This window comes from Pseudobutyrivibrio sp. AR14 (assembly GCF_900101325.1).
In the GTDB taxonomy this organism is placed as follows: domain Bacteria; phylum Bacillota; class Clostridia; order Lachnospirales; family Lachnospiraceae; genus Pseudobutyrivibrio.
This window is the reverse complement of sequence record NZ_FMUY01000006.1, coordinates 183,476-206,873: the sequence shown is the minus strand read 5'-3', so window position 1 is coordinate 206,873 and position 23,398 is coordinate 183,476. Positions and strand designations below refer to the sequence as shown.

19 protein-coding genes and 2 tRNA genes are annotated in these 23,398 nt (G+C 38.3%); 1 reads left to right on the top strand and 20 read right to left on the bottom strand.

What is annotated here, in order from left to right:
- Positions 1–23: 23 nt before the first annotated feature.
- The 13 genes from BLP50_RS07630 to BLP50_RS07570 all read right to left on the bottom strand — a co-directional run bounded on the left by BLP50_RS07630 (position 24) and on the right by BLP50_RS07570 (position 16,112).
- Entirely contained in the window at positions 24–2,444 is a 2,421-nt protein-coding gene (locus BLP50_RS07630) for a YhgE/Pip domain-containing protein (RefSeq protein WP_090153334.1), read from the bottom strand.
- Between the two features lie 8 nt (positions 2,445–2,452).
- Positions 2,453–4,072, bottom strand: coding sequence for a tetratricopeptide repeat-containing diguanylate cyclase (locus BLP50_RS07625; RefSeq protein WP_090153331.1), 1,620 nt, complete (start codon positions 4,070–4,072; stop codon positions 2,453–2,455).
- 33 nt (positions 4,073–4,105) lie between these two features.
- Entirely contained in the window at positions 4,106–4,960 is an 855-nt protein-coding gene (gene rsmA, locus BLP50_RS07620) for a 16S rRNA (adenine(1518)-N(6)/adenine(1519)-N(6))-dimethyltransferase RsmA (protein WP_090153329.1), read from the bottom strand.
- A gap of 2 nt (positions 4,961–4,962) precedes the next feature.
- Positions 4,963–5,748 carry a TatD family hydrolase gene (locus BLP50_RS07615; RefSeq protein WP_090153327.1) on the bottom strand — a complete coding sequence of 262 codons (786 nt, stop codon included), beginning with the start codon at positions 5,746–5,748 and terminating at the stop codon, positions 4,963–4,965.
- 41 nt (positions 5,749–5,789) lie between these two features.
- Positions 5,790–7,763 carry a methionine--tRNA ligase gene (gene metG, locus BLP50_RS07610; RefSeq protein ID WP_090153326.1) on the bottom strand — a complete coding sequence of 658 codons (1,974 nt, stop codon included), beginning with the start codon at positions 7,761–7,763 and terminating at the stop codon, positions 5,790–5,792.
- Between the two features lie 10 nt (positions 7,764–7,773).
- Positions 7,774–8,130, bottom strand: coding sequence for a zinc ribbon domain-containing protein (locus BLP50_RS07605; RefSeq protein WP_090153324.1), 357 nt, complete (start codon positions 8,128–8,130; stop codon positions 7,774–7,776).
- A 63-nt stretch (positions 8,131–8,193) separates the two neighbouring features.
- Complete coding sequence (locus tag BLP50_RS07600; protein ID WP_090153322.1) at positions 8,194–9,174, bottom strand: calcium/sodium antiporter; 981 nt, start codon at positions 9,172–9,174, stop codon at positions 8,194–8,196.
- Between the two features lie 9 nt (positions 9,175–9,183).
- Positions 9,184–9,774 (bottom strand): manganese efflux pump MntP, encoded by a 591-nt coding sequence (locus BLP50_RS07595; protein ID WP_090153321.1) that lies wholly within the window; start codon positions 9,772–9,774, stop codon positions 9,184–9,186.
- A gap of 192 nt (positions 9,775–9,966) precedes the next feature.
- Entirely contained in the window at positions 9,967–10,833 is an 867-nt protein-coding gene (locus BLP50_RS07590) for a carbohydrate ABC transporter permease (RefSeq protein WP_090153319.1), read from the bottom strand.
- The gene (locus BLP50_RS07585) at positions 10,833–11,891 is read right to left on the bottom strand and encodes a carbohydrate ABC transporter permease (RefSeq protein ID WP_090153318.1); all 1,059 of its coding nucleotides are present in this window, start codon (positions 11,889–11,891) and stop codon (positions 10,833–10,835) included. The genes BLP50_RS07590 and BLP50_RS07585 overlap by 1 nt, the downstream gene beginning before the upstream one ends.
- Before the next feature lie 71 nt (positions 11,892–11,962).
- Positions 11,963–13,255 (bottom strand): ABC transporter substrate-binding protein, encoded by a 1,293-nt coding sequence (locus BLP50_RS07580; protein ID WP_090153317.1) that lies wholly within the window; start codon positions 13,253–13,255, stop codon positions 11,963–11,965.
- Between the two features lie 54 nt (positions 13,256–13,309).
- Positions 13,310–14,977: a glycoside hydrolase family 13 protein gene (locus BLP50_RS07575; protein WP_090153314.1), complete on the bottom strand. Its 1,668-nt coding sequence runs from the start codon at positions 14,975–14,977 to the stop codon at positions 13,310–13,312.
- 127 nt (positions 14,978–15,104) lie between these two features.
- Complete coding sequence (locus BLP50_RS07570) at positions 15,105–16,112, bottom strand: LacI family DNA-binding transcriptional regulator (protein WP_176753722.1); 1,008 nt, start codon at positions 16,110–16,112, stop codon at positions 15,105–15,107.
- Between the two features lie 100 nt (positions 16,113–16,212).
- On the opposite strand from BLP50_RS07570, the gene BLP50_RS07565 reads away from it, so the two are divergent.
- Positions 16,213–17,874: an alpha-glucosidase gene (locus BLP50_RS07565; RefSeq protein WP_090153310.1), complete on the top strand. Its 1,662-nt coding sequence runs from the start codon at positions 16,213–16,215 to the stop codon at positions 17,872–17,874.
- A gap of 9 nt (positions 17,875–17,883) precedes the next feature.
- On the opposite strand, the gene BLP50_RS07560 is transcribed toward BLP50_RS07565, so the two are convergent.
- The 7 genes from BLP50_RS07560 to BLP50_RS07530 all read right to left on the bottom strand — a co-directional run bounded on the left by BLP50_RS07560 (position 17,884) and on the right by BLP50_RS07530 (position 23,397).
- Complete coding sequence (locus tag BLP50_RS07560) at positions 17,884–18,432, bottom strand: phosphatase PAP2 family protein (RefSeq protein WP_090153308.1); 549 nt, start codon at positions 18,430–18,432, stop codon at positions 17,884–17,886.
- 58 nt (positions 18,433–18,490) lie between these two features.
- Positions 18,491–18,826, bottom strand: a complete 336-nt coding sequence (locus BLP50_RS07555) for a hypothetical protein (protein WP_090153305.1) — start codon at positions 18,824–18,826, stop codon at positions 18,491–18,493.
- Positions 18,827–18,940: 114 nt separating this feature from the next.
- The gene (gene tyrS, locus BLP50_RS07550; protein WP_090153303.1) at positions 18,941–20,161 is read right to left on the bottom strand and encodes a tyrosine--tRNA ligase; all 1,221 of its coding nucleotides are present in this window, start codon (positions 20,159–20,161) and stop codon (positions 18,941–18,943) included.
- Between the two features lie 163 nt (positions 20,162–20,324).
- Positions 20,325–20,395: transfer RNA gene (locus BLP50_RS07545), tRNA-Cys, on the bottom strand.
- Between the two features lie 16 nt (positions 20,396–20,411).
- Positions 20,412–20,499, bottom strand: a tRNA-Ser gene (locus tag BLP50_RS07540).
- Positions 20,500–20,620: 121 nt separating this feature from the next.
- Positions 20,621–22,360: a peptide ABC transporter substrate-binding protein gene (locus tag BLP50_RS07535; RefSeq protein ID WP_090153301.1), complete on the bottom strand. Its 1,740-nt coding sequence runs from the start codon at positions 22,358–22,360 to the stop codon at positions 20,621–20,623.
- Between the two features lie 56 nt (positions 22,361–22,416).
- Positions 22,417–23,397, bottom strand: a complete 981-nt coding sequence (locus BLP50_RS07530) for an ABC transporter ATP-binding protein (RefSeq protein WP_090153299.1) — start codon at positions 23,395–23,397, stop codon at positions 22,417–22,419.
- Position 23,398 lies beyond the last annotated feature (1 nt).

Here is a 23,398-nt window from a genome sequence, read left to right as displayed (position 1 = left end):
TTTCCCTTTTTATAACTCCACCCTCACATCATCTCAGTGTCTTCCATTCTCTCTTCCATGTAATGATTTAGAGATTCAAATGGAACCCTTATTAATAAACCAATTACAAGGGACACTGCTATAAATATACCTAGGCATCCTAAGTATTTAAGGTAATCTAATTCGTACATTCCACATAAACACTCTCGAATTGCGTTGATTGCGTATGGGAAAGGGAAGAAGATATATACTTTTTTGAAGAAGTCAGGTAACAACTCAATTGGATAAGTACCTGAACTTCCGGCAATCTGTATAACTACAATTACTACTGCAAGGGCCTTTCCTGCATCTCCCCAAGTAACTACAATGGAATAAATCAAAATGGTAAAGGTTGTTGCTATTACTGAGGCTGCCAGCATAAAAAGTCCAGGATGAATACACTGTACATGAAGGAGGAAAAGGTCTCCTAGCACAATAATAACCGCTTGAATTTGTCCTAATACCCAGTAAAGGACATATCTTCCGAAATATAATTGTCTTGCAGACGCATCTGGGTATTTGTCTTTATCTGGCTTTATCTTGATGATGGCTGTTAGAATAAGGGCACCAACCCAAAATGCGAGGGTTGAATAGAATGGTGCAACAGCTGAACCATAATTCTCCACAGGATAAACTGCCTCTGTAACCACCTCCACTGGAGTAGAGAAGAACTTGCCGTATACCTCTGGGTCACCGGAGAGGGCGTTTACAAGCACAGATATCTTCTCATTTGATGCAGCGTTTTTAACCTGATCTATTACATCTATTAATCTGCCATTTACGTAGACAATAGCCTCTCTTGTTTTATCAAGACTAGTATTTGCACAGTCAATGGTATTGTCGATTGCGCTGAAAACTACTACTAGATTTCCAAAAGTCTCTCCCACAGAATTAAGTAGGGCATTAGTATTGTTAAGTGTTCCTGTCAAAGATGTAAGACCTTCTGATACTTTATCCCTCAACTGTGTTTTTATGAGATTTTCAAGACCATCGCTATTAGTCTTAATATTTGACACTATTTCTTTTAGCTTCTGTTCTCCAAGTAAAGCCAATTTTTCTGTATCTATACTATTAATTTTATCTAGCTTTTCTTGAATTTTTGATGTATCGATATCCTCGTAATTTACGCTGTTAGTCAATTCAATTAGGTTGTTAATTTCGGAATTTAATGCATTTATCTTTCCGATGATATTCTGGATTTCTGCCTTTTGTGCCTCTACATCTGAAAGCTGAACAATCTTTTGATAAGTGGCTTCATCAATGATACCTACTGAATATAAAAACTGTATCTGCTCTTGGGTAAGTCCTGTAATACCTAGTGCCTCTAGTGTTGCAGATATGCTTTCTAGATTATCTGATAATGTCTGCAAAGGACCTGCCGCTATAGTCAAAGCCGACTGGGCATTATTAAGCTTGCTTAAAATATCGCTTTTAGCCTGCTCAAATACTATATCTCCCAAGTTATTAGGTAAATTTGCGGTAATAAGCTCTATTTCTGCCATCTTCTGAAGGGCCATTTTTATATTGTCAGCAATTACTTTTGCATCATTAGATGCTGCTGCAATATCAAGATACTGATTAATCTCTGACGCCTTTGTGTTGATAAGATTGATAGCACTGTTAATATCATCTGCATAGCTGCTTAAAGTTACATTGGCATTTTGAGAAACAGAAGCGGAACTAGCTACTGCATTGGCTGCTGATTGAGCCTGTTGTTGAATATTATTTGCATCCGTCTTAGCCTGCTGAAGAGCTGCCTGTAGCTGAGCGTCATTATCAATAATCTCTGTAATTGTATTTTGATATCCATTTAAATCATTACTTAGAGACTCTAGCTTTTCGATGGTTTCATCCAAGCCACCTTTTTCTTCTAAATCAGCTGAGACATCAGAAGCACTAGAAAAAACCCTGCTGACAACAACTTCTGTAAAAGCTACATTAATGTTGTTCTGCAAAGATTGAACTACAGTATCTGAAATTTTAGTTGCTACTGGATTTTTCTTTTGATTTTCATAGAAAAGAAGAGTAGGTCGATTAACCTCCTCTGTTAAGACATTATACATGTTGTAAGTGAACTGCTTATCAATTACAACTGCTGCATAGTACTTGCCGCTATACACACCGTTTATTGCCTCGTCTGAAGTCTCTACAAACTGCCAGTCTACGGCTGTATTCTCGTGAAGATTCTCGATAATAGTATCACCTTGATTGTGGTACTCACCCTCATCATCTGTGAATCCTTCATCAAGGGATACTGCTGCAATTTTAAGAGCCCCTGTATTAGCATAAGGGTCCCAGTTAGAATAAATATTAAACCAAGCATATAGTGCAGGAAGAAAACAAATTCCCACCACTATAGTCAATGCAAAAAAGTTCTTTATCAGGCTAATAACATCATTAAAGAATATCTTTTTAACGGTTTTCATACTTTCCCCTACTTTTTAGTATTTCTCTCCGCAGCATCACAGATCTTATAATTGTTACGGCTCTCTTGCTTTACCTCGTAAAGCATCTCATCCGCCAACTGCAAATATGCGAATAGGGTAGTATCACTTTCAGGCGTTCCATAGCAGATGCCTTGAGAAATGGTTACCCTGTCATCGCTAAGGGAGAATCTGTGCTCCCAATTTGCCTTATAGATCATGTTTCTTAGATTATCAACCTTATTCTCCACTTCCTCTTTGGTAAAGCCCTCGTAGATGACCACGAATTCATCTCCACCGTATCTAGCTGTGAATATTCGATCTTCTTTCGATAATTCTAGAAGAGTTGAAGCTATAAATTTAATACAATCATCACCTGCTTGATGACCGTAATTGTCATTGTATTGTTTGAAGTAATCGATATCTAAAATCTCTACGGCTATTGATGAACGATTAATGATGGCTTTTTCAAAAGCTTCCTCACTGTACTCATTCAACTTCAACCTATTATACATCCCTGTAAGAGGGTCTGTCTCTGAACGTTTTTGTAGAAATGTATTCTCTTCCTCTACTTTTCGGTTGATTTGTGTAAGCTCCATATACGAATTGCGCATAACAATCATGTTGCTAACCATCAAACGATTCTCTCGCTCCATAAATTCAGAGAGCTCAAAGTAGAGAACAGATGCAATTTTATATTCCTCAATCTGTCCTACCTTACGGTAGTATCTGATTTTTAGCGTTAAAAGCTTTCTCTCTAGATTTTTAATTGAGGTGTGTTTTGTTAAGTCATCTAAAACAGAGTATGCTTTAAAGAAATCATCATACTTTTCAATAGCCAAAAGCATCTGCAAATAATCGTAAAAATCATCAAATACATCCAAAATAGGCATGCTGGTGCTAGCATTCTCGTTGACCATATTGATCCAGTAGTCTCTGGCATCTGCCTCTCCAATAGCCTGATGAACTCTAGCAAAAAAACAATAAATAACGATTTTGTCCAAATCCTGTAAATATGGCAAAGACTCTGTCTTAAGCTTTTTCTCTATCTCTAGATATTTATCTTCTCTATCTAGCTTAAGATAAGCTCGACCCATTCCAAGCATGATGGCAGTGGCATTTTCGATATAATCATCCACTGAATAATTATCTAGAAGATGTCTATATGCAATTTCAGTGTGGGAAATAGCCTTTTGATATTCCTCTATGTTTAGATAAAGTGAGCCTAGATTCATATGAATCATCCACTCAATGTCAGGGAGAGAGTAGTCCTGACAAATGCTGATTGCTTTTATGAAATAATCAAGGGCAAATGGCGCATTGCCTCTATTAAGAGAAACAATGCCTAGCATGTTATTGGCCATAGCAACATAGCCCCATTCCCTAACATGCTCCATAGGACCCATACATGATAACATCTGAGAATAGAAATTAGAGGCGTCATTCAAGAGATAATAAGTCTCACCTTTTGAAAAAAAGGCGTAGCCTATCAAAGCATCATCTTTAATACTCTTGCCATATGCTAACAACTTATCACAGGCAGATAGTAATGCTGCTGGATCTTTACCTCTATTCTTTTGGATTTCACTTATGAGAAGTTGAACTTCTCTGTTGTAGTTTCGGACATCCATGTCTTCTGCTCTCCAAATGTATAGTTTGATAGCTTATAACTCTTTTAATACGTTCGTTAATTTAGCAAATTCCTCTAACGAAAGTGCCTCCCCTCTGATAGTTGGGCTAAAGCCCGCCTTTTCAATTGCCTCAGCAATCTGTTCCTTTGAATAATGAAGACCGTTGCTGAGACCATTTTGTAGTGTCTTTCTTCGCTGGTTGAATGAAGCTCTAATTATTTGAAACAGTAACTTCTCATCGCATTCAACTGGTGGATTATTGTGACACTTAAGTGTAATAACAGTGCTGGATACCTTTGGCTGTGGCATGAAGCAGCTTGGTGGTACCTCACATACAATCTCTGGCTTGCTGTAATACTGAACTGCAAGAGAAAGCGCTCCATATTCCTTGGAACCAGGACCTTCTTGCATCCTATCTGCCACTTCCTTTTGAATCATAATAGTAATGGATTCAAGTGGAACATGACTTTCAAACAATCCCATTATGATTGGGGTAGTGATGTAGTAAGGCAAATTAGCAACTACCTTTATTGGCTTACCACCATTTTTCTCTAGGGCCAGCTTGTTAATATCTACTTTTAAAATATCCTGATTGATTACCGACCAATTCTTATATGTTGATAAAGTATCATCTAAAATCGGTATCAAGGTCTTATCAATTTCAACAGCAACAACTTCTCTAGCTTCCTCACAAAGACGCTGTGTCATTGTTCCAATTCCAGGGCCAATCTCTAATACAAAGTCATCTTTTGTAATTCCTGCTGCATCGATAATGCTATTTAGAACATTACCATCTATAAGAAAGTTCTGACCATATTTTTTTTGAAAGGAAAATCCGTGTGCTTCAAGGACCGCCTTTGTATATGTTGGATTACTTAAATAAGCCATTCTTAATTCCTTTTACATTTTGAATAAATTCTAAGAGCATTCTCGTAAGTGATTCTTTCCACTTCCTCTACACTTACCCCTTTTAACTGGGCAATTTTTTCTGCTACATATTTTAAATAAATGGATGAATTGCGGCTACCGCGATGTGGCTCCGGTGCCATATAAGGACAATCTGTCTCAAGGACTATATTTTCAAGAGGGATTGCTTCAACGGTCTCAACAAGCTTCTTGCCATTTTTAAATGTGACAACGCCGCCAACACCTATGTACCATCCCATCTTTACATACTCTAATGCTAATTCTTTTGAATAAGAATAGCAATGGACAATACCTTTGACATCTTGTGTATTATAACTCTTAATTGTGTTAAAAGTGTCTTCTGCAGCCTCTCTAGAGTGAATAACTACAGGTAAATTTACCTCTTTTGCAAGATCCATCTGCTTATCAAACCAGATGCGCTGCTTTGCTCGACCCTCAGGGTCCTTGACCCAATAGTAGTCTAAGCCTATTTCTCCAATAGCTACAACCTTTGGATTTGAGGCATTTTCTCTAAGCCACTCCAATACCTCATCAGATGCCTCGTCTATTTCCTCTGGATGAATACCTATTGCTGCATAGACATTGTCATAGGACTCAGCTAGCTTTAGGCTGTCCTTGCATCCTCTGAAGCTAGCTCCCACATTAACAATATTTCCAATATTATTTTCTTTCAATAAATGCGAAAGAAGTTCGACTCTATCCCCGTCGAACTTCTCATCATCATAATGAGCATGTGTCTCAAAAATCATTCATAACCTCAATTTTACACTCGCATGTTACGTTTACAATCCTAACAAATCTCTGCTCCGTTAGGCATGTTGCGCTCTGGTGTCATAAGTGAGAGATTGCCCTCAGCATCCTCTGCGCAAAGAAGCATTCCTTCTGAAAGAACGCCTGCAAGCTTAGCTGGCTTAAGGTTAACAAGAACCATTACCTTTTTGCCTACCATTTCCTCAGGAGAATAGTGTTTGCTAATACCAGAAACAATCTGCTTTGTTGTAGAACCAATCTTAACCTGTGAGCAAAGAAGCTTCTTAGAGCCCTTAACTGCCTCGCAAGATACGATTTTACCTACCTGGAACTGTAACTTCATGAAATCATCAAATGTGATTTCTGGCTTGCCTTCGATATCGATGCCTTCCTCATCATCAGCAACTGCCTCCTCAGGCTGTGCTGGGTGAAGCTCAGCAACCTTTGCCATAACTTCATCAAGATCAAGACGAGCAAAGAGAATCTCTGGAGCATCTGTAACCTTGTTTCCATTTACATAATGACCGAAAGTAGAAAGCTCATCGTAAGGAATCTCCTTAGCACCAATCTGAGCAAGTACTTTCTCTGATGTCTCAGGCATAAATGCCTTAAGAAGAGTAGCACCAATTGAGATACCCTCTACAAGGTTGTAAAGAACTGTTGCAAGTCTGTCCTGCTTAGCCTCGTCCTTTGCAAGTGCCCAAGGCATTGTCTCGTCAATATATTTGTTACATCTCTTGAAGAGATTGAATACTTCTGTAATAGCATCTGCAACACGAAGCTCAGCCATCTTTGACTCAACTGATGCAACAGTGCCAGTAACTACTGCCTTAAGATCTGCATCAACATCCTCGACTACGCCCTTGTCCTCTACAACACCACCAAAATATTTATTGCTCATAGAGATTGTACGGTTTACAAGGTTACCAAGTGTGTTTGCAAGATCAGAATTAACACGCTCAACCATAAGTGGCCATGAGATAGCACCATCATTTTCAAATGGCATCTCGTGAAGAACGAAATATCTAACAGCATCTACGCCAAAGAAATCAACTAATTCATCTGCATAGATAACGTTTCCTTTTGACTTTGACATCTTGTCATCGCCACCATCAGCAGCCTTAGTAAGAAGCCATGGATGACCAAATACCTGCTTTGGAAGTGGAAGATCAAGTGCCATCAAGAAGATTGGCCAATAAATTGTATGGAAGCGGATGATATCCTTTCCAATAAGGTGAAGATCTGCTGGCCATAATGCCTTGAATCTATCAGATGACTCACCGTCGCAATCATAACCAATGCCAGTGATATAGTTTGTAAGGGCATCAAGCCATACGTAAACTACGTGCTTTGGATCAAAATCTACTGGGATTCCCCATGTAAATGATGTACGGCTTACACATAAATCCTGAAGACCTGGAAGAAGGAAGTTGTTCATCATCTCGTTCTTTCTAGATACAGGCTGAATAAACTCAGGATGTGTATTGATGTAATCGATAAGCTTGTCTGCGTACTTGCTCATTTTGAAGAAGTAAGCCTCTTCTTTAGCTGGCTGTACCTCGCGACCGCAGTCTGGGCACTTACCATCTACAAGCTGTGACTCAGTCCAGAAAGACTCACATGGTGTACAGTAAAGTCCCTCGTATGAACTCTTATAAATATCGCCCTTGTCGTAGAGCTTCTTGAAAATCTTTTTAACCTGTCTCTCATGATCCTCATCTGTTGTACGGATGAACTTATCATAAGATGTATTCATTAAATCCCAGATTGACTTAACCTGTCCTGAGACATTATCAACAAATTCCTTTGGTGTAATACCAGCTTCTGCTGCCTTGAGCTCGATTTTCTGACCGTGCTCATCTGTACCTGTCTGGAAAAATACATCATATCCTTCCTGACGACGGAAACGTGCAATCGAATCAGCCAGTACGATTTCGTATGTGTTTCCGATATGTGGCTTACCAGATGTGTAAGCAATAGCTGTAGTAATGTAATAATTGCCTTTGTTACCCATTTTTAAACTCCTAATCTTCAAAATAATCGTCTATTTTTTCCCCACAAGCACTGCAGTACTTGGAGCCGCTTTTGACTAAAGCGCCACACTTAGGACAAGCTGTGCCTCCCTTAAGTGACATGATATCATCATTTAATTCTTTTATTCTAAGGATGACAGCAGTGATTTCTTTCACCTCATCCATGTTTTCATCCTTATGTTCTTCGTAATATTTTTTGCCTAGCTTTTCGTATAGCTTAAGAAGCTCAGCTTCCTTGACCTTTTTGTCATACTGAAGCTTAGTCATATCAGAAGCATTCTGAGCAAACTTACCAATATCGTTAGTAGTATGTGCAATTCTATCTGAAAGATCATCAAATATACCCATTAGACTACCTCCCTTTTTCAAAATTCCCCTTTAAACCTTTTGATTTTAACACAAGTGCCGGTTTTATGCTACACCGCCGTCTCTTATGATGATATAAATTAAATAAGCAACATAAAGAGCCAACATCAAAATACCATGTGGGCGTGTAAGCTTTTTCTTTTTAGCACAAATAATCCATACAATCGCTGAAAATGCAATAAGAATAGATGCATCAATTGCATTTACTGTAAGGTAATTCATAGGAGAGATGGCAGCTGCTGTTCCAAGAATCAGTAATACATTAAATACATTTGAACCAACAACATTTCCTATAGCCATATCAAGCTCATTTTTCTTAGCTGCAACAACTGATGTTACAAGCTCTGGAAGGGATGTGCCAAGGGCCACAATTGTAAGACCAACAAGTGTCTCTGACATGCCAAACTTAAGAGCGAGAGTAGAGCATGAGCTAACAACCCAGTCACCACCGAACTTAATAGCTACAGCGCCACCGATAATATAAACAATACATCTCCATACAGGAATGTCTACTATTTCTGCCTCTTCATCATTTTCTGCTGCTTCCTTGCGAGATTTCTTTGCAGCCTGAAGCATACTGTACATGAAATATACAAAAGCAACTAAAAGAATTATGCCATCAATATGTCCTACTGAATGACCAATAAGTCCCATAGCTACAAGGGCTATCACACATCCTACAGAAAATGGAAAATCCTTTTTTATAGTGTCATCTGCTACATCAAGAGCTGAGAACAAAGCACAGCTACCAAGTACAACCATAAGATTGAAAATATTAGAACCAACAACATTTCCTATGGCAAGCTGATTGCTTCCAGCAAGGGAAGCTGTAACAGATACAGAAAGCTCTGGAAGAGAAGTACCCATGGCTACGATTGTCATACCGATAACAAGAGCTGGCACATGAAGCTTTTTAGCAACTGCAGATGCTCCTTCTACAAAAAAGTCAGCACCCTTAATCAAAAATACAAAACCTGCCAACAGAAGTATCAATGCCCCTGGTATTGTTGAAAAAAATGTAGACATAATATCCTCCTAAAATCCAAGTGTAATCCCCATTGTATGTTCAAGCAAAATCTTAACTCCAAGGAAAATCAAAATCCCTCCACCTACTAGCTGAGCTTTTGCCTTAAACTTACTTCCAAATATATTTCCAACATAAATGCCACCTGTTGATATTACAAATGTAGTAGCACCTATGATTGCTATAGCTCTTATTATATTGAATCCCTCATAGAAGGAAAATGTAATTCCACAAGCAAGAGCATCTATGCTAGTTGCAATTGCAAGTAAGGTAAGCTCCTTTAAATCAAGTGGAGGATCCATTTCTGTAACACTGTCTTTATCCTTCCATTCTCCAATAGCTTCCACTATCATTTTACCGCCAACATAAAGGAGCAAAATAAATGCAACCCAGTGGTCATAAGCAACAATCATCTTTGCAAATGTATTGCCAAGAATAAATCCAAGTAACGGCATCAAGGCCTGAAAGCCTCCGAAGAATAAAGCAATCAAAAAACATTGCTTTTTGTTTACTTTTTTCATGGCAAGTCCTTTGCAAATGGCTACTGCAAAAGCATCCATAGATAATCCAACTCCGAACAAGAAAATATCAAATACTGTCATTTTTTCTCCTTTTACATTCCCTTTCATACTAAAAAAGACCCACGTGCAACCAAAGGTTACACGTGAGTCTCACTATTTAATGATTGCCAGGTTATAAAAACCGAGTCTGTTGACAAGCAACGTATCAAAATACGCTAGCTACTCCCTCACGAGATGTATACAATATACTAAATTATCTCGCAATATGCAATACTAGGATTTAATTGCTCCATCAACAAGACCACCCATAATTTGCTTTTGTGCAAATAAGAACAGAATAATCATTGGGATGATTGCAAGAAATGCTGCTGTAAGTATCAAATCCCACTGTTTTACATAGGAGCCAATAAATGCCTGTACTGCCACAGGAAGTGTTTTTACCTTTCCATTGTGACCAAGCATCAGTGATGGAAGAAGATAATCGTTCCATATCCACATACCATTTAATATTGTCACCGTAACAATCGGCGGCTTCAGCAGTGGAAGAATGATTCTAAAATAAATTCCCTCAGGTGAACAACCATCGATGGAGGCAGCTTCTTCCAGCTCAAATGGAATTGTTTTAATAAATCCATTTAAGATAAAAACTGTCATTGCCCCGCCGAAACCAAGGTAAGCAAATACAATGCCAGGGAAGGATTGAAGCATTGTGATTTCAAGAAATTTTCCTACATCTCTAAATGTAGAAATTAGCGGAAGCATTACAACCTGGAATGGGATAATCATTGATGCAATAAAAACCATGTAAATAAGCGCAGACCATTTTGTTTTGTTTCTACAGATTACCCAAGCTGCCATTCCACCAAACAGTGCAAGTAAAACAAGGGAAAACACTGTTACAATAGCGGATGTTGCAAAAGCTGACCAAAAGCTAAAATTGGTATTATTAATTACCGAGGTCAGGTTGTTTATTAACTTTTCAAATGACATATTTGCAAGGCTTACAGGATTGCTAACTATATCATTTGCATTTCTAAATACATTTATCACTATAAGGAAAAATGGAAATAGAACTAAGATTGCAATGATAATTACAACTATTCTTATTATCAGGTCCAATACTGTTAATTTTTTTACCATTACATCTCCACCTCCCTCTTATTTGATACTCTTACTTGAATTATTGAAACTATTGAAAGAATGATGAAGAATAGCACTGCCTTGGCCTGACCTAGGGCATAGCTATTTTTTGTAATGGCTGTATTGTAAATATTAAGAGCAAGCATCTGTGTTCCATTTGTCAGATACTGTCCCATGAAATTTACTGAGCCTGTTCCATTAGTAAGTGCCATGTTTACATCAAACTGCTTGAATGCAGATTGTAATGTAAGGAATGTACATATAGTTATTGTAGATGCAATCATTGGAAGCTTTATTCTAAAGAATGTCTGCACAGAAGTTGCTCCATCAATTGATGCTGCCTCGATTACATCTGATGGGACAGTAGTAAGTCCCGTAATATAAATCATCATTATGTATCCTGCATATTGCCATATATATACAATGACAATGGCTAAAAATGCTGTGTTATATTTTGAAAGCATTGAGCTATTGTATTCAAATAATTGAAGGGTCCAATTTAAAACAACATTGTTAAACACAAACTGCCAAATATAACCAAGAACAATGCCACCTATTAAATTTGGTATAAAATAAGCGGCTCTAAAAAATCCCACGCCTTTTATTTTGCTGGTGCAAAGTACAGCAAGTGCAAGGCCAATAACATTTACAGCTATCATATTAATCACTACAAAAAGAACTGTTATGATAAGTGACCATAGGAAACTTATCTCTGTAAACATAGCCTTGTAATTATCAAGCCCTACGAATCTTGTTAGCCTAATTCCATTCCAATCTGTTGTAGAGTAAAAAAGTCCTAATCCAAATGGAATGATTACTGTCACAACAAAGCAAAATAAAAGTGGAAATAAGAAAATGAAATTTATAATTCCTTTATGATACTTTTGCGTTGGATAAATATATAATCCCCCCAGAAAAGCTATAACTCCAACTATCAATAGCTCTCCTCTAAATGTATTGTCAGCTCCCATTATGTCCATTATTAGAGCTGAGATAATTCCAAAGCAGCCCGCCGCTAGTAAAACTAATGACAGAGGTTTTTTATTATCTTTATTCATGCCATTATCCCCCACGAAATTCAATATGAGATGGAAAGCCGTTTTCATGCTTTCCATCTCATAGGTTTTATTTACTGAGCATATGCGTTTTCAGTTACCTGCTTGAATGTTTCAATAAATTCATCCTTACTGAGTGTACCTGATGCAAAATCAGCAAACACCTGACCTGTATAGTTCTGTGAATATCCATCTGTCATTTCAAGCCAGTGCCAAGCTGATGTTTTACCTGCCAAAGTATAACTACTGATTGTGCCTGCAAATGGGTCGTTAGCAACAAATTTGCATGACTTGTATGGGCTGATAAATCCAGCTTCCATTACAAGAACTTCCTGTGCTTCTTCGCCTGCCATCCACTGTAAGAATGCCTCAGCCTCAGCTACATTACCATCCTTGTAAACTGCCCACCATGAAGGTGAATTTGTAAGAATAGTATCCATTCCTTCTTCAAATGCATAAGGAATCATTCCACATTCAAAATTGTGAGCTTCTGCATAAGCATCTGCATCATCACCAGTCATTGTTGCGCCAATCCAAGAACCCTGTGTTACGAATGCATATTTTCCTGAAGCAAAATTGAGAATCTGCTGGTCATAAGTACCTGATACTAAAAGTGACTGATCAGAATATTCATTGAAAAGCTCTACCATGTCTGCGAAAGCAGCAAATCTTTCATCATCAATCTTTCCACCGTCACTTAACATATCGATATATGTTCTGTCTTCTCTATCAAGTCCAGAATCAAGATATGTTCCAAAAAGATGATTTCCTGTAGACCAATAGAGATTTACAGGCTCTGCGAAGTAACCAATTACTGCTGTAAGTCCAAGTTCATCCTTCTTTGAGTCGATTGTTTCAAATGCCTGTCTCATTGACTCTGGACCTGTAATAGATGCTGGATCTACCCCTGCTCTAGCTAATATATCTGCATTATAAGCAAGACCAACTGCTTCTGTTGTGTAAGGGAAACCAACTACGCCCTCATCACTTGTAAATGCTGCATCAGTGTCTTGTACCCATTCCTGGTCAGACATATCCTGAAGTAATCCATCCCAGTTATCAAAGTCTGCTGCTCCGCCACATACAAAAATATCTGGCATGTTGTCTGACTGGTAATAAGCTTTTAATTCACCCTGGATATCGATTCCTCCTCCCATAGATTCGATTTCCACATGTACACCAGTCTCTTTTTCATACATCTCGGCAAGCTTCTTTAACTGAGAATCTACCTCGATTTTTCCGTTGACTAATCGGATTGTTTTTCCTGTGTCACCTCCTGCAGTACCGCCTTCAGTTGCCCCTCCGCAACCTACTAAGCTGGCCCCCATTAGTCCAACTAATAACAGTGATAATAATCTCTCTTTCATACCAATACCTCTCCTTCATTTTTTATTTTTAGAGCTTTTGCTCATTGGTACCTATTATTCAATCTCCCAAACTCCTGCAAACCACTGACGAAGAAACATCTCATCTGATAGTTCACTTGACTCGTAATTGCTAATCAGACAGGCCTTTTCTTTTACATCAAGTGGAAGAGTGTAATCAATTATTCTGTCACTTAGATTACATATAACTAAAATCTTTCTATCTCCATAAGTTCTGATGTAAGAAAATACATTTTCATCATCCTTGTCTAAAAGCTCGTAGTCGCCGTAAACAATTACTTCCGACCATTCACTCTTTCTTCGAAGCCCGATTAGTTTCTGGTAAAAATAAAATACTGAGTATTCATCAGCCAACTCGTCTTTGGCATTGATAAAAGTGTAGTTTGGATTAACCTTTATCCAAGGTGTTCCTGTTGTAAATCCTGCTTCATGACTTTTATCCCATTGCATTGGAGTTCTTGCATTATCACGTCCCTTTGCTCTAACTCCTGCCATCAGCTCTTCAGCTGTCATGTATCCGCCGCCTACTAATTCTTTGTATGCATTTAGAATTTCGATATCCCTACAATCGTCTATTGTCCTAAATGGATAATTTGTCATTCCAAGTTCTTCTCCTTGGTAGATATAAGGTGTACCTTTCATCATGTGAAGAACTGTTGCTATACATTTAGCCGATAAAGAAGAATCATCCCCTAGGCGAGATACAATTCTAGGCTGATCGTGATTATCCCAATAAAGTGAATTCCAAGCTTTTCCTTCTAGCTCGTACTGCCATTTGCTCAAATTTTCTTTAAGCTCAGGTAAGTTAAATCTCTTTGTAGTCCACTTGCCGCCATTTTCATAATCTAAGCTAGTGTGCTCAAACTGAAAAACCATGTTAAGCTCTGATCCATCTAGATTTGCATATTTTATTGCTTCATCTATTGTGACTCCCGCGCATTCGCCAACTGTAATCAGGTCATATTTTGAAAGCACTCGCTTTCTCATTTCCTGCAAATAATCATGTACCTTTGGACCATTTGTAGTATTTGACAAGTCTCCATAAAGAGCACCTTTTGACTGGTTTCCATCTGGAAGACCTGGCACCTTTGATATCATGGAAATTACATCCATTCTGAATCCATCGATACCTTTTTTGCACCACCAGTCCATCATGCTAAATACTTCATCCCTGACTTTTTCATTGTCCCAATTCAAATCAGGTTGCTTTTTTGAAAAGCAGTGAAGATAGTACATATTTGTTTTTTCATCATATTCCCAAGCAGAACCGGAGAAACATGAACCCCAATTGTTTGGCTCCTTACCATTTTTTGGTTCTCTCCAGATGTAGTAATCTCTTTTTGGATTATCCTTTGAAGATCTGCTTTCCACAAACCATTTATGTTCATCAGAAGTATGATTAACTACCAAGTCCATTACGATTTTTATTCCATGTTCGTGAGCCTCTTTTAAGAGAGCGACAAAATCTTCCATGGTTCCAAAATCATCCATAATATCCTGATAATCTGATATATCATAACCATTATCATCATTAGGTGACTTGTAAATTGGGCTGAGCCAAATCACATTTATTCCTAGCTTCTGTAAATAATCAAGCTTACTTCTAATACCATTTAAATCACCAACACCATCACCATTAAAATCACAAAATGATCTAGGGTATATTTGGTATATAACACTTTCTTTCCACCAAGCCTTTTCCATTTAGTCCTCCTTTAGTTATACGAATAACCTTGTAAGTAAAAATTAACCCAAGCATTTGCTTGGGTCAAAGGTTATGCACATAACTATTACTATGTGCCATATTTACTTTTTGAATTTTATTAATTATTTACAACGACTTGCATGACTGCCTCACGATGAGTTCAACTGGCAGTTTTATGTTATGTTCCACTGGCTTATTCTTAATCATTCTCATCATGCTATCTACAGCCATCTCTGCTTTCATCTGCACATCCTGCCTGATTGTAGTAAGCTCTGGACTGGATATTTTTGAAAAGAAAATGTCATCATAACCTGCTACAGAAATATCATCTGGAACCTTTTTTCCATGCTCATTCAAATACTTGATTAATCTAAGAGCATAGAAGTCGGAGTTGCAAAATACTGCAGTCTTTTCCATTAGCTTTTGATAAAATCTATCTAGTCCTTCTTGTAATTCTTCGGTTTTTATATTGATGATAAAATGTGAGTCCTCGTCTATATTAATACCATTATCCAAAAACGCTTGCCTAAAACCTCGCCATCTGTGGCGTGTCTCCTCCTCGTCATTATCATCTAGCATTGCTACATTTGTGTGATTGATGGATGCAAAATACTGTCCGATTTTATATCCTCCCAGATAATCATCTATAAATACCTGAACCATCTTATCGTATTCATGTATGAAGGCTGCATCTATAGTGACAATTGGCTTAACGAATTCTCGGCTGATTGCAATCATATTCTCTTTTGTATAATTGCTTAGAATTAATCCATCTAAGTTCCAGCGCAAAGCATCCTTCACAACTTTCTCAGGGGATTGGTCCAGTATGATTAGGATGTATTTATCCCTTTTTCTAAACTCCTTCTCCAAGTAAGAGAAGAGAATACTAAAATAAGGGTCCCCCATAATATCCTTTTTTTCACTGGTATTCATAACAGCTACACCTATCAATCCTGAGCATCTGCTTACAAGATTAATAGCAGATTGATTTGTTATGTACCCCGTTTCTGCTATCTCTGCCTCGATTCGCTCCCGTACTTCCTTAGAGACTTTTTCATGCTTACCATGTATCACGTAAGAAACTGTCGCTGTACTAACCCCACAAGTCTTAGCAATATCTTTTATTCTTACCATAACATTCTCCTCCTTGTTTTTAGTTATACGCATAACTTATTTACCTGTCAATATTTTTATGTTAGCTTTTACTTAGATTTACTGATAGGAGAAAGGTGATATGGAAAAAAAGTGGTGGCATAACAAAGTTGCTTATCAAATCTACCCAAAGAGTTTCTACGATACTAATGGGGATGGTATAGGAGATATAAATGGAGTCATTGAAAAGCTTGATTATTTCAAGGAGCTTGGTATTGACATTCTTTGGCTTTCACCAATTTATTGCTCTCCCTTAGCTGATCAGGGATATGATATTTCGGATTACTATAATATCGATCCTCGATTTGGAACTCTAGAAGATTTAGATAGATTAATCGCAGAGGGCAAAAAGAGAAAAATTGGAATTGTAATGGACCTTGTTGTAAACCATTGCTCCGATGAGCATGAGTGGTTTAAAAAGGCATGTGCTGATCCTGATGGTGAATATGGAAAATATTTTTACATTGAAGATCACAAAGACGGAGAACCTCTTCCTTGTAACTGGCGCAGTTATTTTGGTGGCAGCGTGTGGGAAAAATTACCAGGACATGATGATAAAGTATACCTTCATGTCTTCCATAAAAAGCAGCCTGATTTAAATTGGGAGAATCCAAAGCTTCGTCGAGAAATCTATAAAATGATTAACTGGTGGCTTGATAGGGGAATAGCTGGTTTTAGAATTGATGCCATTATAAATATAAAAAAGAAACTGCCATTTTCAGATTATCCTGCTGACAGGGATGATGGTATGACATCTATGAATAATATGCTGGCAGAGGCTTCTGGAATCGGTGAATTCCTAGATGAGATGGCTACTGAAACATTTAGAAAATATCAGGCTTTCTCTGTGGGAGAGGTGTTCAATGAAAAGGACGAGGAGCTTCCTCTTTTCATTGGTAACGATGGATATTTTTCTACTATGTTTGATTTTTCAGCTGAGCTGATAGAAGAGGAGATGACACCTGATTTATACAAGAACGCCATCTTCAAAGCTCATGAGAGAGTAGAGGGTATTGGTTTTCTTTCAAATATAATTGAAAATCATGATGAACCACGAGGGGTTTCTAGATTTATTCCAAAAGATGCTTTATCTGATGCTACCAAAAAGATGTTGGCTGCAATCTATTTCCTTCTTCCTGGTATTCCTTTTATCTATCAGGGTCAGGAGATAGGTATGGAAAATCTTGATATTGTTAAAGATATAAATGACCTGGATGACTGCGCTAATGCTGACATATATGAAAATGCTATCCATGAGGGATTGTCAAAAGAACAAGCTCTTCAACTACTTGCTGAGAAATCTAGAGATAATGCAAGAACTCCATTTCAATGGTCAGATGGTGCTAATGCAGGATTTACATCAGCCTCACCTTGGCTTATGGTCAATCCTAAATATAAAAGCATTAACTATGCTTCTCAAAAGGATGACCCTAATTCAGTATGGAATTTTTATAAAAACCTTATCGCTCTTAGAAAAAGTCCAGAATATGAATCAACATTTGTTTATGGCAAATTTATTCCTTTCTTGAAAAGACAACATAACCTCATTGCCTATAACAGAGTTGGAGATAAGCATATTATGGTTTTGGCTAATTTTCAGAAGGATGCCCAGACTATTAGTCTTCCTTCTAAAATTAAAAAGGTCTTGCTTACAAATGTAAGCAAAACCCCTGATAACTTTTCATCTACAAGCACAGAAATTGTGCTCTCTCCTTATGAATTGTTAGTTGTTGAAATGGTTTAGATACGGGCATCATTTAGACCATTTCTTATAAATTGAATTTACTATGAAAAAGCTTGCGATTCCTCCACAGATTCCTATTATGGAGCCAGCTAGCACATCTGTAGGCCAGTGTACAAAAACATACAAGCGGCTTACAGCAATCAGTGTTGCTAGCACAAGTGATGGAATTCCAAGCTTTTTGTCTCTAGTAAAAATAGCAGTTGCAACCGCATAGCTTGCATTGGAATGACCTGATGGGAAAGAGTAGTCATGTGGTATGCTAACTAGCATCTCAATTTCTTCTATCCAGCAAGGTCTACTTCTCATAATCCCTGGCTTTAAAATGACATTACAAATAAGGGCTGTAAGTATAAGCGCTATAGCTGCCTGTACTCCTGTTTTCCTCTTAGCAGGAATTATTAGAAGTATAATTGTAAGTCCTATCCAAAATAATCCTGCATTTCCAAGCACTGTAATCTTAGGAAATATAAAATCTAAAAAATCATTTCTTATACTCTGAAACCAGTGAAGTAAATCCATTTCCCACTGGTAATAAAAGACCTGTCCTACGTTGTCCATATAATCTTTCCTCCTGAGAGGCAATTATAATACAATTTTAGACAGGTCTCAAATATAATTACTGTTCTTTTAAATACTCTACAAATCTTTCAACATTTCCTGAATCATACTCATCAGTTGATAAGAAAAAGCATTTATCCTTATTATCCCCATAATCTACATAGCTTTTTATGTATTCAGGAATTAGAAAACAGTCTACACCATCTTTCTTAAGAAAATTCAAATCTCCTCGATTAACATCTATTATAACTTTAACATCTCCAGAGATTTGAGACTCAAGATTTTCTTTTATTATTGAAGATTTGTTTTTCTTTAAAGGATTAATACTATTATCCTTTCCCATAACAGTTCTTCCATATTCTGCATAAGGTACAATTGCAATTTTATTTATCATGTTTTTAATCCCCCTTTATACTTTTGCTCCTTAAGTTAATAGTATTCCTCTTTAGGCAGTCATACAAGAACAAATAAAAAAAGAGCTTAGATTTCTCTAAGCTCTAAATATCTGTTAGCACTCAATTTTGCAGAATGACTTCTTGCCCTTCTTAAGCATGAACTCTTCGGCAAAAGCTGACTTTTCATATGATGTGAATGGATCAGAGACCTTTTCTCCATTAACAGATACGCCACCCTGCTGTACGTTACGACGTGCCTCAGCACGGCTAGCAGAAAGACCTGCAGATACGAGAATCTGAAGAATGTCTACCTTACCATCTCTGAAGTCCTCATCAGCAAGCTTGTGACATGGTACATTCTCTGAGTTAGCTCCACCTGCGAAAAGTGCCTTTGAAGCCTCACGAGCCTTATCAGCTTCCTCTGTACCGTGAACCATCTGTGTAAGCTCATAAGCAAGGATATCCTTAGCCTCGTTGAGCTGTGCGCCCTCCCAGCTATCCATCTTCTGGATTTCCTCGATAGGAAGGAATGTAAGCATACGGATGCACTTAAGAACATCTGCATCACCAACATTTCTCCAGTACTGGTAGAACTCAAATGGTGAAGTCTTATTAGGATCAAGCCATACTGCATTACCAGCTGTCTTACCCATTTTCTTACCCTGTGAATCAGTGAGGAGAGTAATAGTCATAGCATGAGCGTCCTTACCAAGCTTACGTCTGATAAGCTCTGTACCACCAAGCATGTTTGACCACTGGTCATCACCACCAAACTCAAGGTTGCAGTTGTATTTCTGGAACATGTAATAGAAGTCATAAGACTGCATAATCATGTAGTTGAACTCAAGGAATGAAAGACCCTTCTCCATACGCTGCTTGTAGCACTCAGCACGAAGCATGTTGTTAACTGAGAAGCATGCGCCTACCTCTCTAAGAAGGTCTACATAGTTAAGATTAAGCAACCAATCTGCATTGTTAACCATAAGAGCCTTATCATCAGAGAAATCGATGAATCTCTCCATCTGACGCTTGAAGCACTCAGCATTGTGATCGATATCCTCGCGTGTGAGCATCTTTCTCATATCTGTACGGCCTGATGGGTCACCAATCATAGTAGTACCACCACCGATAAGAGCGATTGGCTTATTGCCTGCCATCTGAAGTCTCTTCATAAGAGTAAGAGCCATAAAATGTCCAGCTGTAAGGCTGTCTGCAGTACAATCAAAGCCGATATAGAAAGTTGCCTTGCCCTCATTTATTAATTTTTTGATTTCTTCCTCATTTGTTGTCTGAGCAATGAGGCCTCGAGCTACCAGCTCATCATAAATTGTCATTGCATTTCCTCCTTACAATTCTTCTATACTCATAAATATTATTCAGTATACATTCTCAAAATCGCAGTTTCACTGCTTTCCTTTTGTTCATGTATCTCGCTAAATAAAAAATAATAACAAAATCCCTCGCCCCCATTTTCTAGGGTCGAGGGATTTAAATTAGAGGTGCCAACCAGATTTGAACTGGTGATAGAGGTGTTGCAGACCTTTGCCTTACCACTTGGCTATGGCACCTTATTATAAAAGTAAACGGAGAAGGAGGGATTTGAACCCTCGCGCCGGTTGCCCGACCTACACCCTTAGCAGGGGCGCCTCTTCGGCCTCTTGAGTACTTCTCCAAAGTTGTAGGTAAATTACTTATTTTGTTTCGACGCAAGTGTTATTCTACTAGAGTATATGGCTCTTGTCAACAAAAAAATGGGGAAATCTTAGCGATTTCCCCAAGTTTTTTAATAGTTATTAATTTGCTGTTTTCTTAGCGTACATGAAGTAAATATTCATGTTAGTTGTAGCATATACACCCTCTACATTAGACTTCTGAAGATAGATGTGGTTGTAGTAGTATACAGGTACAACTGCGTATGTGCTCATAAGCATATCCTCTGCCTTGTGCATGAGCTCAGCACGCTTAGCGTAATCTGTCTCTACATAAATCTCCTGGATAAGCTCATCATACTCTGTCCAATCTGGAGCTTGTGGTGTTGGGTTCTTACCAAGCTGCATATCGTTGTTTCCACCGTATGATACCCACATCTCAAGCATGTTGATTGGATCGTTGAAATCTGCAATCCATCCCTCACGAGCGATATCAAACTTACCAGCTTTTCTATCCTCAAGGAATACGTTCCAGTCCTCAGTCTCAACCTTTACCTGAATACCAACCTTGCCCCAATCCTGCTGGATAAGTGCTGCAACACCTTCGTGTGTTGTAGATGGGTTTGTAAGATATGTTACCTCAAGTGCAGGAGAGATATCGTATGTGCCATCACCCTTATCTGTGAATGAATAGCCACAGTCCTCAAGAAGCTTAACAGCCTCTTCTACATTGCCCGCACCTGTTGTAGTAGCATCATAGTAGCCAGCGTCAGCTGCTTCGAATACACCACCGTTACCATCAGCCATTCCATCAGGAATGAATGTATCTGCAGGAGTCTTTTCTGTAGGCTCAACTGTATCTACAATCCACTGACGGTCAATAAGAAGTGAAAGAGCCTGACGCATCTTTGCTGCCTGCTCTGGTGTAAGACCATCAAAAATATCTGAATTTACATTAAATCCAACATAGTATGTTCCAAGTGAATCAAGTACGTGGAACTCTGGGTTACCCTTAAGTGACTCAATTTCATCAGTTGGTATCTGCTGATCTACAAAATCAAGATCTCCTGAGTTGTAAGCAGCATAAATTGCTGTAAAGTCATTTGAAAGCATAAACTCAAGCTTCTCAAGAGAAACCTCGTCTGCTCTGTAGAAGTTAGGGTTCTTTGTATATACCATTGATTCATTGTGCTTCCACTCTGAAAGTGTAAATGCACCGTTACATACGAATCCTGGATTCTGTGCCCAAGCACCTGGTGTTGTTCCGTCAGGATTAGCTGCCTCAACATCTGGCTGATAAACTGGCAAGAATGTTGGGAATGCAAGAAGATCATAGAAGTAAGCACATGGAGCGTTTAATTCTACTTCAAGTGTATAATCATCAGTTGCTTCAACCTTAAGTGTTCCATCTTCATTTGTTGCGATAGGTGCAAACATATAAGCGTAGTCAGCTGCTGTCTCAGGTGCTACTGCACGGTTCCAGCTGTATACGAAGTCGTTAGCTGTAAGCTCTTCACCGTTTGACCACTTAGACTCGATGAGCTTGAATGTGTAATGAAGTCCATCCTCTGAAACCTCTGGCTCGCCATCTGCAAGTGCTGGCACACAGTTGTTGTTCTCATCGAGGGTATAAAGTCCTACGAATGAGTTAAGTGCAAGTGCTGCACCATCAGTTGATGAGTTAAGTGTTGGGTCAAGGTAATCTGGCTCTGATGCAAGATTAATCTTAAGTGTTGTAGTGTCTGTGTTGATTGTTGTAGCTTCTGCGGTTGTATTTCCATCTCCATTATTTGATGATGAAGGCTTCTGACCCTTGTTACCACATGCTACGATGCTTGTTGCCATTGAAGCAACAAGAAGAACTGCTAAGAGTTTCTTTTTCATGCTTCTTTCTCCTTTAATCTTAATTATTTATTCTAAACCCCTTCTTGGTTTAAAATCTATTTATTCCAGCATGCTACAAAATGTCTGTCTCCTCTATCAGTAAGTGGTGGCATCTCACATGCACACTGCTCAGTAGCATACTTACATCTTGTTCTAAATGGACATCCACTTGGCATCTTTAGAGGACTTGGAACATCACCCTCAAGAATGATTCTCTTACTATTTCTAGCTGTCTCAGGATCTGGAATAGGTACAGCTGAAAGAAGAGAAAGTGTATATGGATGTACTGGATTATCATTTAAATCGTCTGCATCTGCAATTTCCATTATGTGACCTAAGTACATAACAGCAATTCTATCTGAAATGTGATGTACAACTAAAAGGTCATGGGCGATAAATAAGTAGGCAACTCCAAGCTTCTCCTGGATTTCCTCAAACATATTTACAACCTGGGCCTGAATTGAAACATCAAGTGCTGATACAGGCTCATCACATACGATGAACTTTGGATCTACAGCAAGTGCTCGTGCAATACCGATACGCTGTCTCTGTCCACCAGAAAACTCATGGGCATAACGCATTGCATGCTCAGCATTAAGTCCTACAGTCTCCATAAGTGACAATATTTTGTCACGACGCTCGCCCTTAGAAGAGTAGAGCTTATGTACATCGAGAGGCTCACCGATAATATCCTCAACTGTCATTCTAGGATCAAGTGATGAATATGGATCCTGGAAAACCATCTGCATCTGCTTACGATATGGATGCATATCTACGTCAATTTTCTTTTCACTGTCGAAAAGAACTTCTCCATCAAATACAATACGTCCGGCTGTTGGTTGATAAAGACGAAGGAGAGTACGACCAACTGTTGTCTTACCACATCCTGACTCACCAACAAGTCCTAATGTCTCACCTGGCTTAATTGCAAATGAAATGTCATCTACAGCCTTAAGTGGTACCTTTCTAAATCCTTCCTTTACTGGGAAGTACTGCTTTAAATGTTCTACCTCAAGGAGGTATTTTTCTTCACTCATT

Coding starts and splice junctions, on each gene's coding strand:
- tyrS (WP_090153303.1), bottom strand. CDS start 20,161: ATGACAATTTATGATGAGCTGGTAGCTCGAGGCCTCATTGCTCAGACA.
- BLP50_RS07535 (WP_090153301.1), bottom strand. CDS start 22,360: ATGAAAAAGAAACTCTTAGCAGTTCTTCTTGTTGCTTCAATGGCAACA.
- BLP50_RS07630 (WP_090153334.1), bottom strand. CDS start 2,444: ATGAAAACCGTTAAAAAGATATTCTTTAATGATGTTATTAGCCTGATA.
- metG (WP_090153326.1), bottom strand. CDS start 7,763: ATGGGTAACAAAGGCAATTATTACATTACTACAGCTATTGCTTACACA.
- BLP50_RS07590 (WP_090153319.1), bottom strand. CDS start 10,833: ATGGTAAAAAAATTAACAGTATTGGACCTGATAATAAGAATAGTTGTA.
- BLP50_RS07565 (WP_090153310.1), top strand. CDS start 16,213: ATGGAAAAAAAGTGGTGGCATAACAAAGTTGCTTATCAAATCTACCCA.
- BLP50_RS07580 (WP_090153317.1), bottom strand. CDS start 13,255: ATGAAAGAGAGATTATTATCACTGTTATTAGTTGGACTAATGGGGGCC.
- BLP50_RS07585 (WP_090153318.1), bottom strand. CDS start 11,891: ATGAATAAAGATAATAAAAAACCTCTGTCATTAGTTTTACTAGCGGCG.
- BLP50_RS07595 (WP_090153321.1), bottom strand. CDS start 9,774: ATGACAGTATTTGATATTTTCTTGTTCGGAGTTGGATTATCTATGGAT.
- BLP50_RS07575 (WP_090153314.1), bottom strand. CDS start 14,977: ATGGAAAAGGCTTGGTGGAAAGAAAGTGTTATATACCAAATATACCCT.
- BLP50_RS07560 (WP_090153308.1), bottom strand. CDS start 18,432: ATGGACAACGTAGGACAGGTCTTTTATTACCAGTGGGAAATGGATTTA.
- BLP50_RS07615 (WP_090153327.1), bottom strand. CDS start 5,748: ATGATTTTTGAGACACATGCTCATTATGATGATGAGAAGTTCGACGGG.
- BLP50_RS07600 (WP_090153322.1), bottom strand. CDS start 9,174: ATGTCTACATTTTTTTCAACAATACCAGGGGCATTGATACTTCTGTTG.
- BLP50_RS07605 (WP_090153324.1), bottom strand. CDS start 8,130: ATGGGTATATTTGATGATCTTTCAGATAGAATTGCACATACTACTAAC.
- BLP50_RS07570 (WP_176753722.1), bottom strand. CDS start 16,112: ATGGTAAGAATAAAAGATATTGCTAAGACTTGTGGGGTTAGTACAGCG.
- BLP50_RS07530 (WP_090153299.1), bottom strand. CDS start 23,397: ATGAGTGAAGAAAAATACCTCCTTGAGGTAGAACATTTAAAGCAGTAC.
- BLP50_RS07555 (WP_090153305.1), bottom strand. CDS start 18,826: ATGATAAATAAAATTGCAATTGTACCTTATGCAGAATATGGAAGAACT.
- BLP50_RS07625 (WP_090153331.1), bottom strand. CDS start 4,072: ATGGATGTCCGAAACTACAACAGAGAAGTTCAACTTCTCATAAGTGAA.
- rsmA (WP_090153329.1), bottom strand. CDS start 4,960: ATGGCTTATTTAAGTAATCCAACATATACAAAGGCGGTCCTTGAAGCA.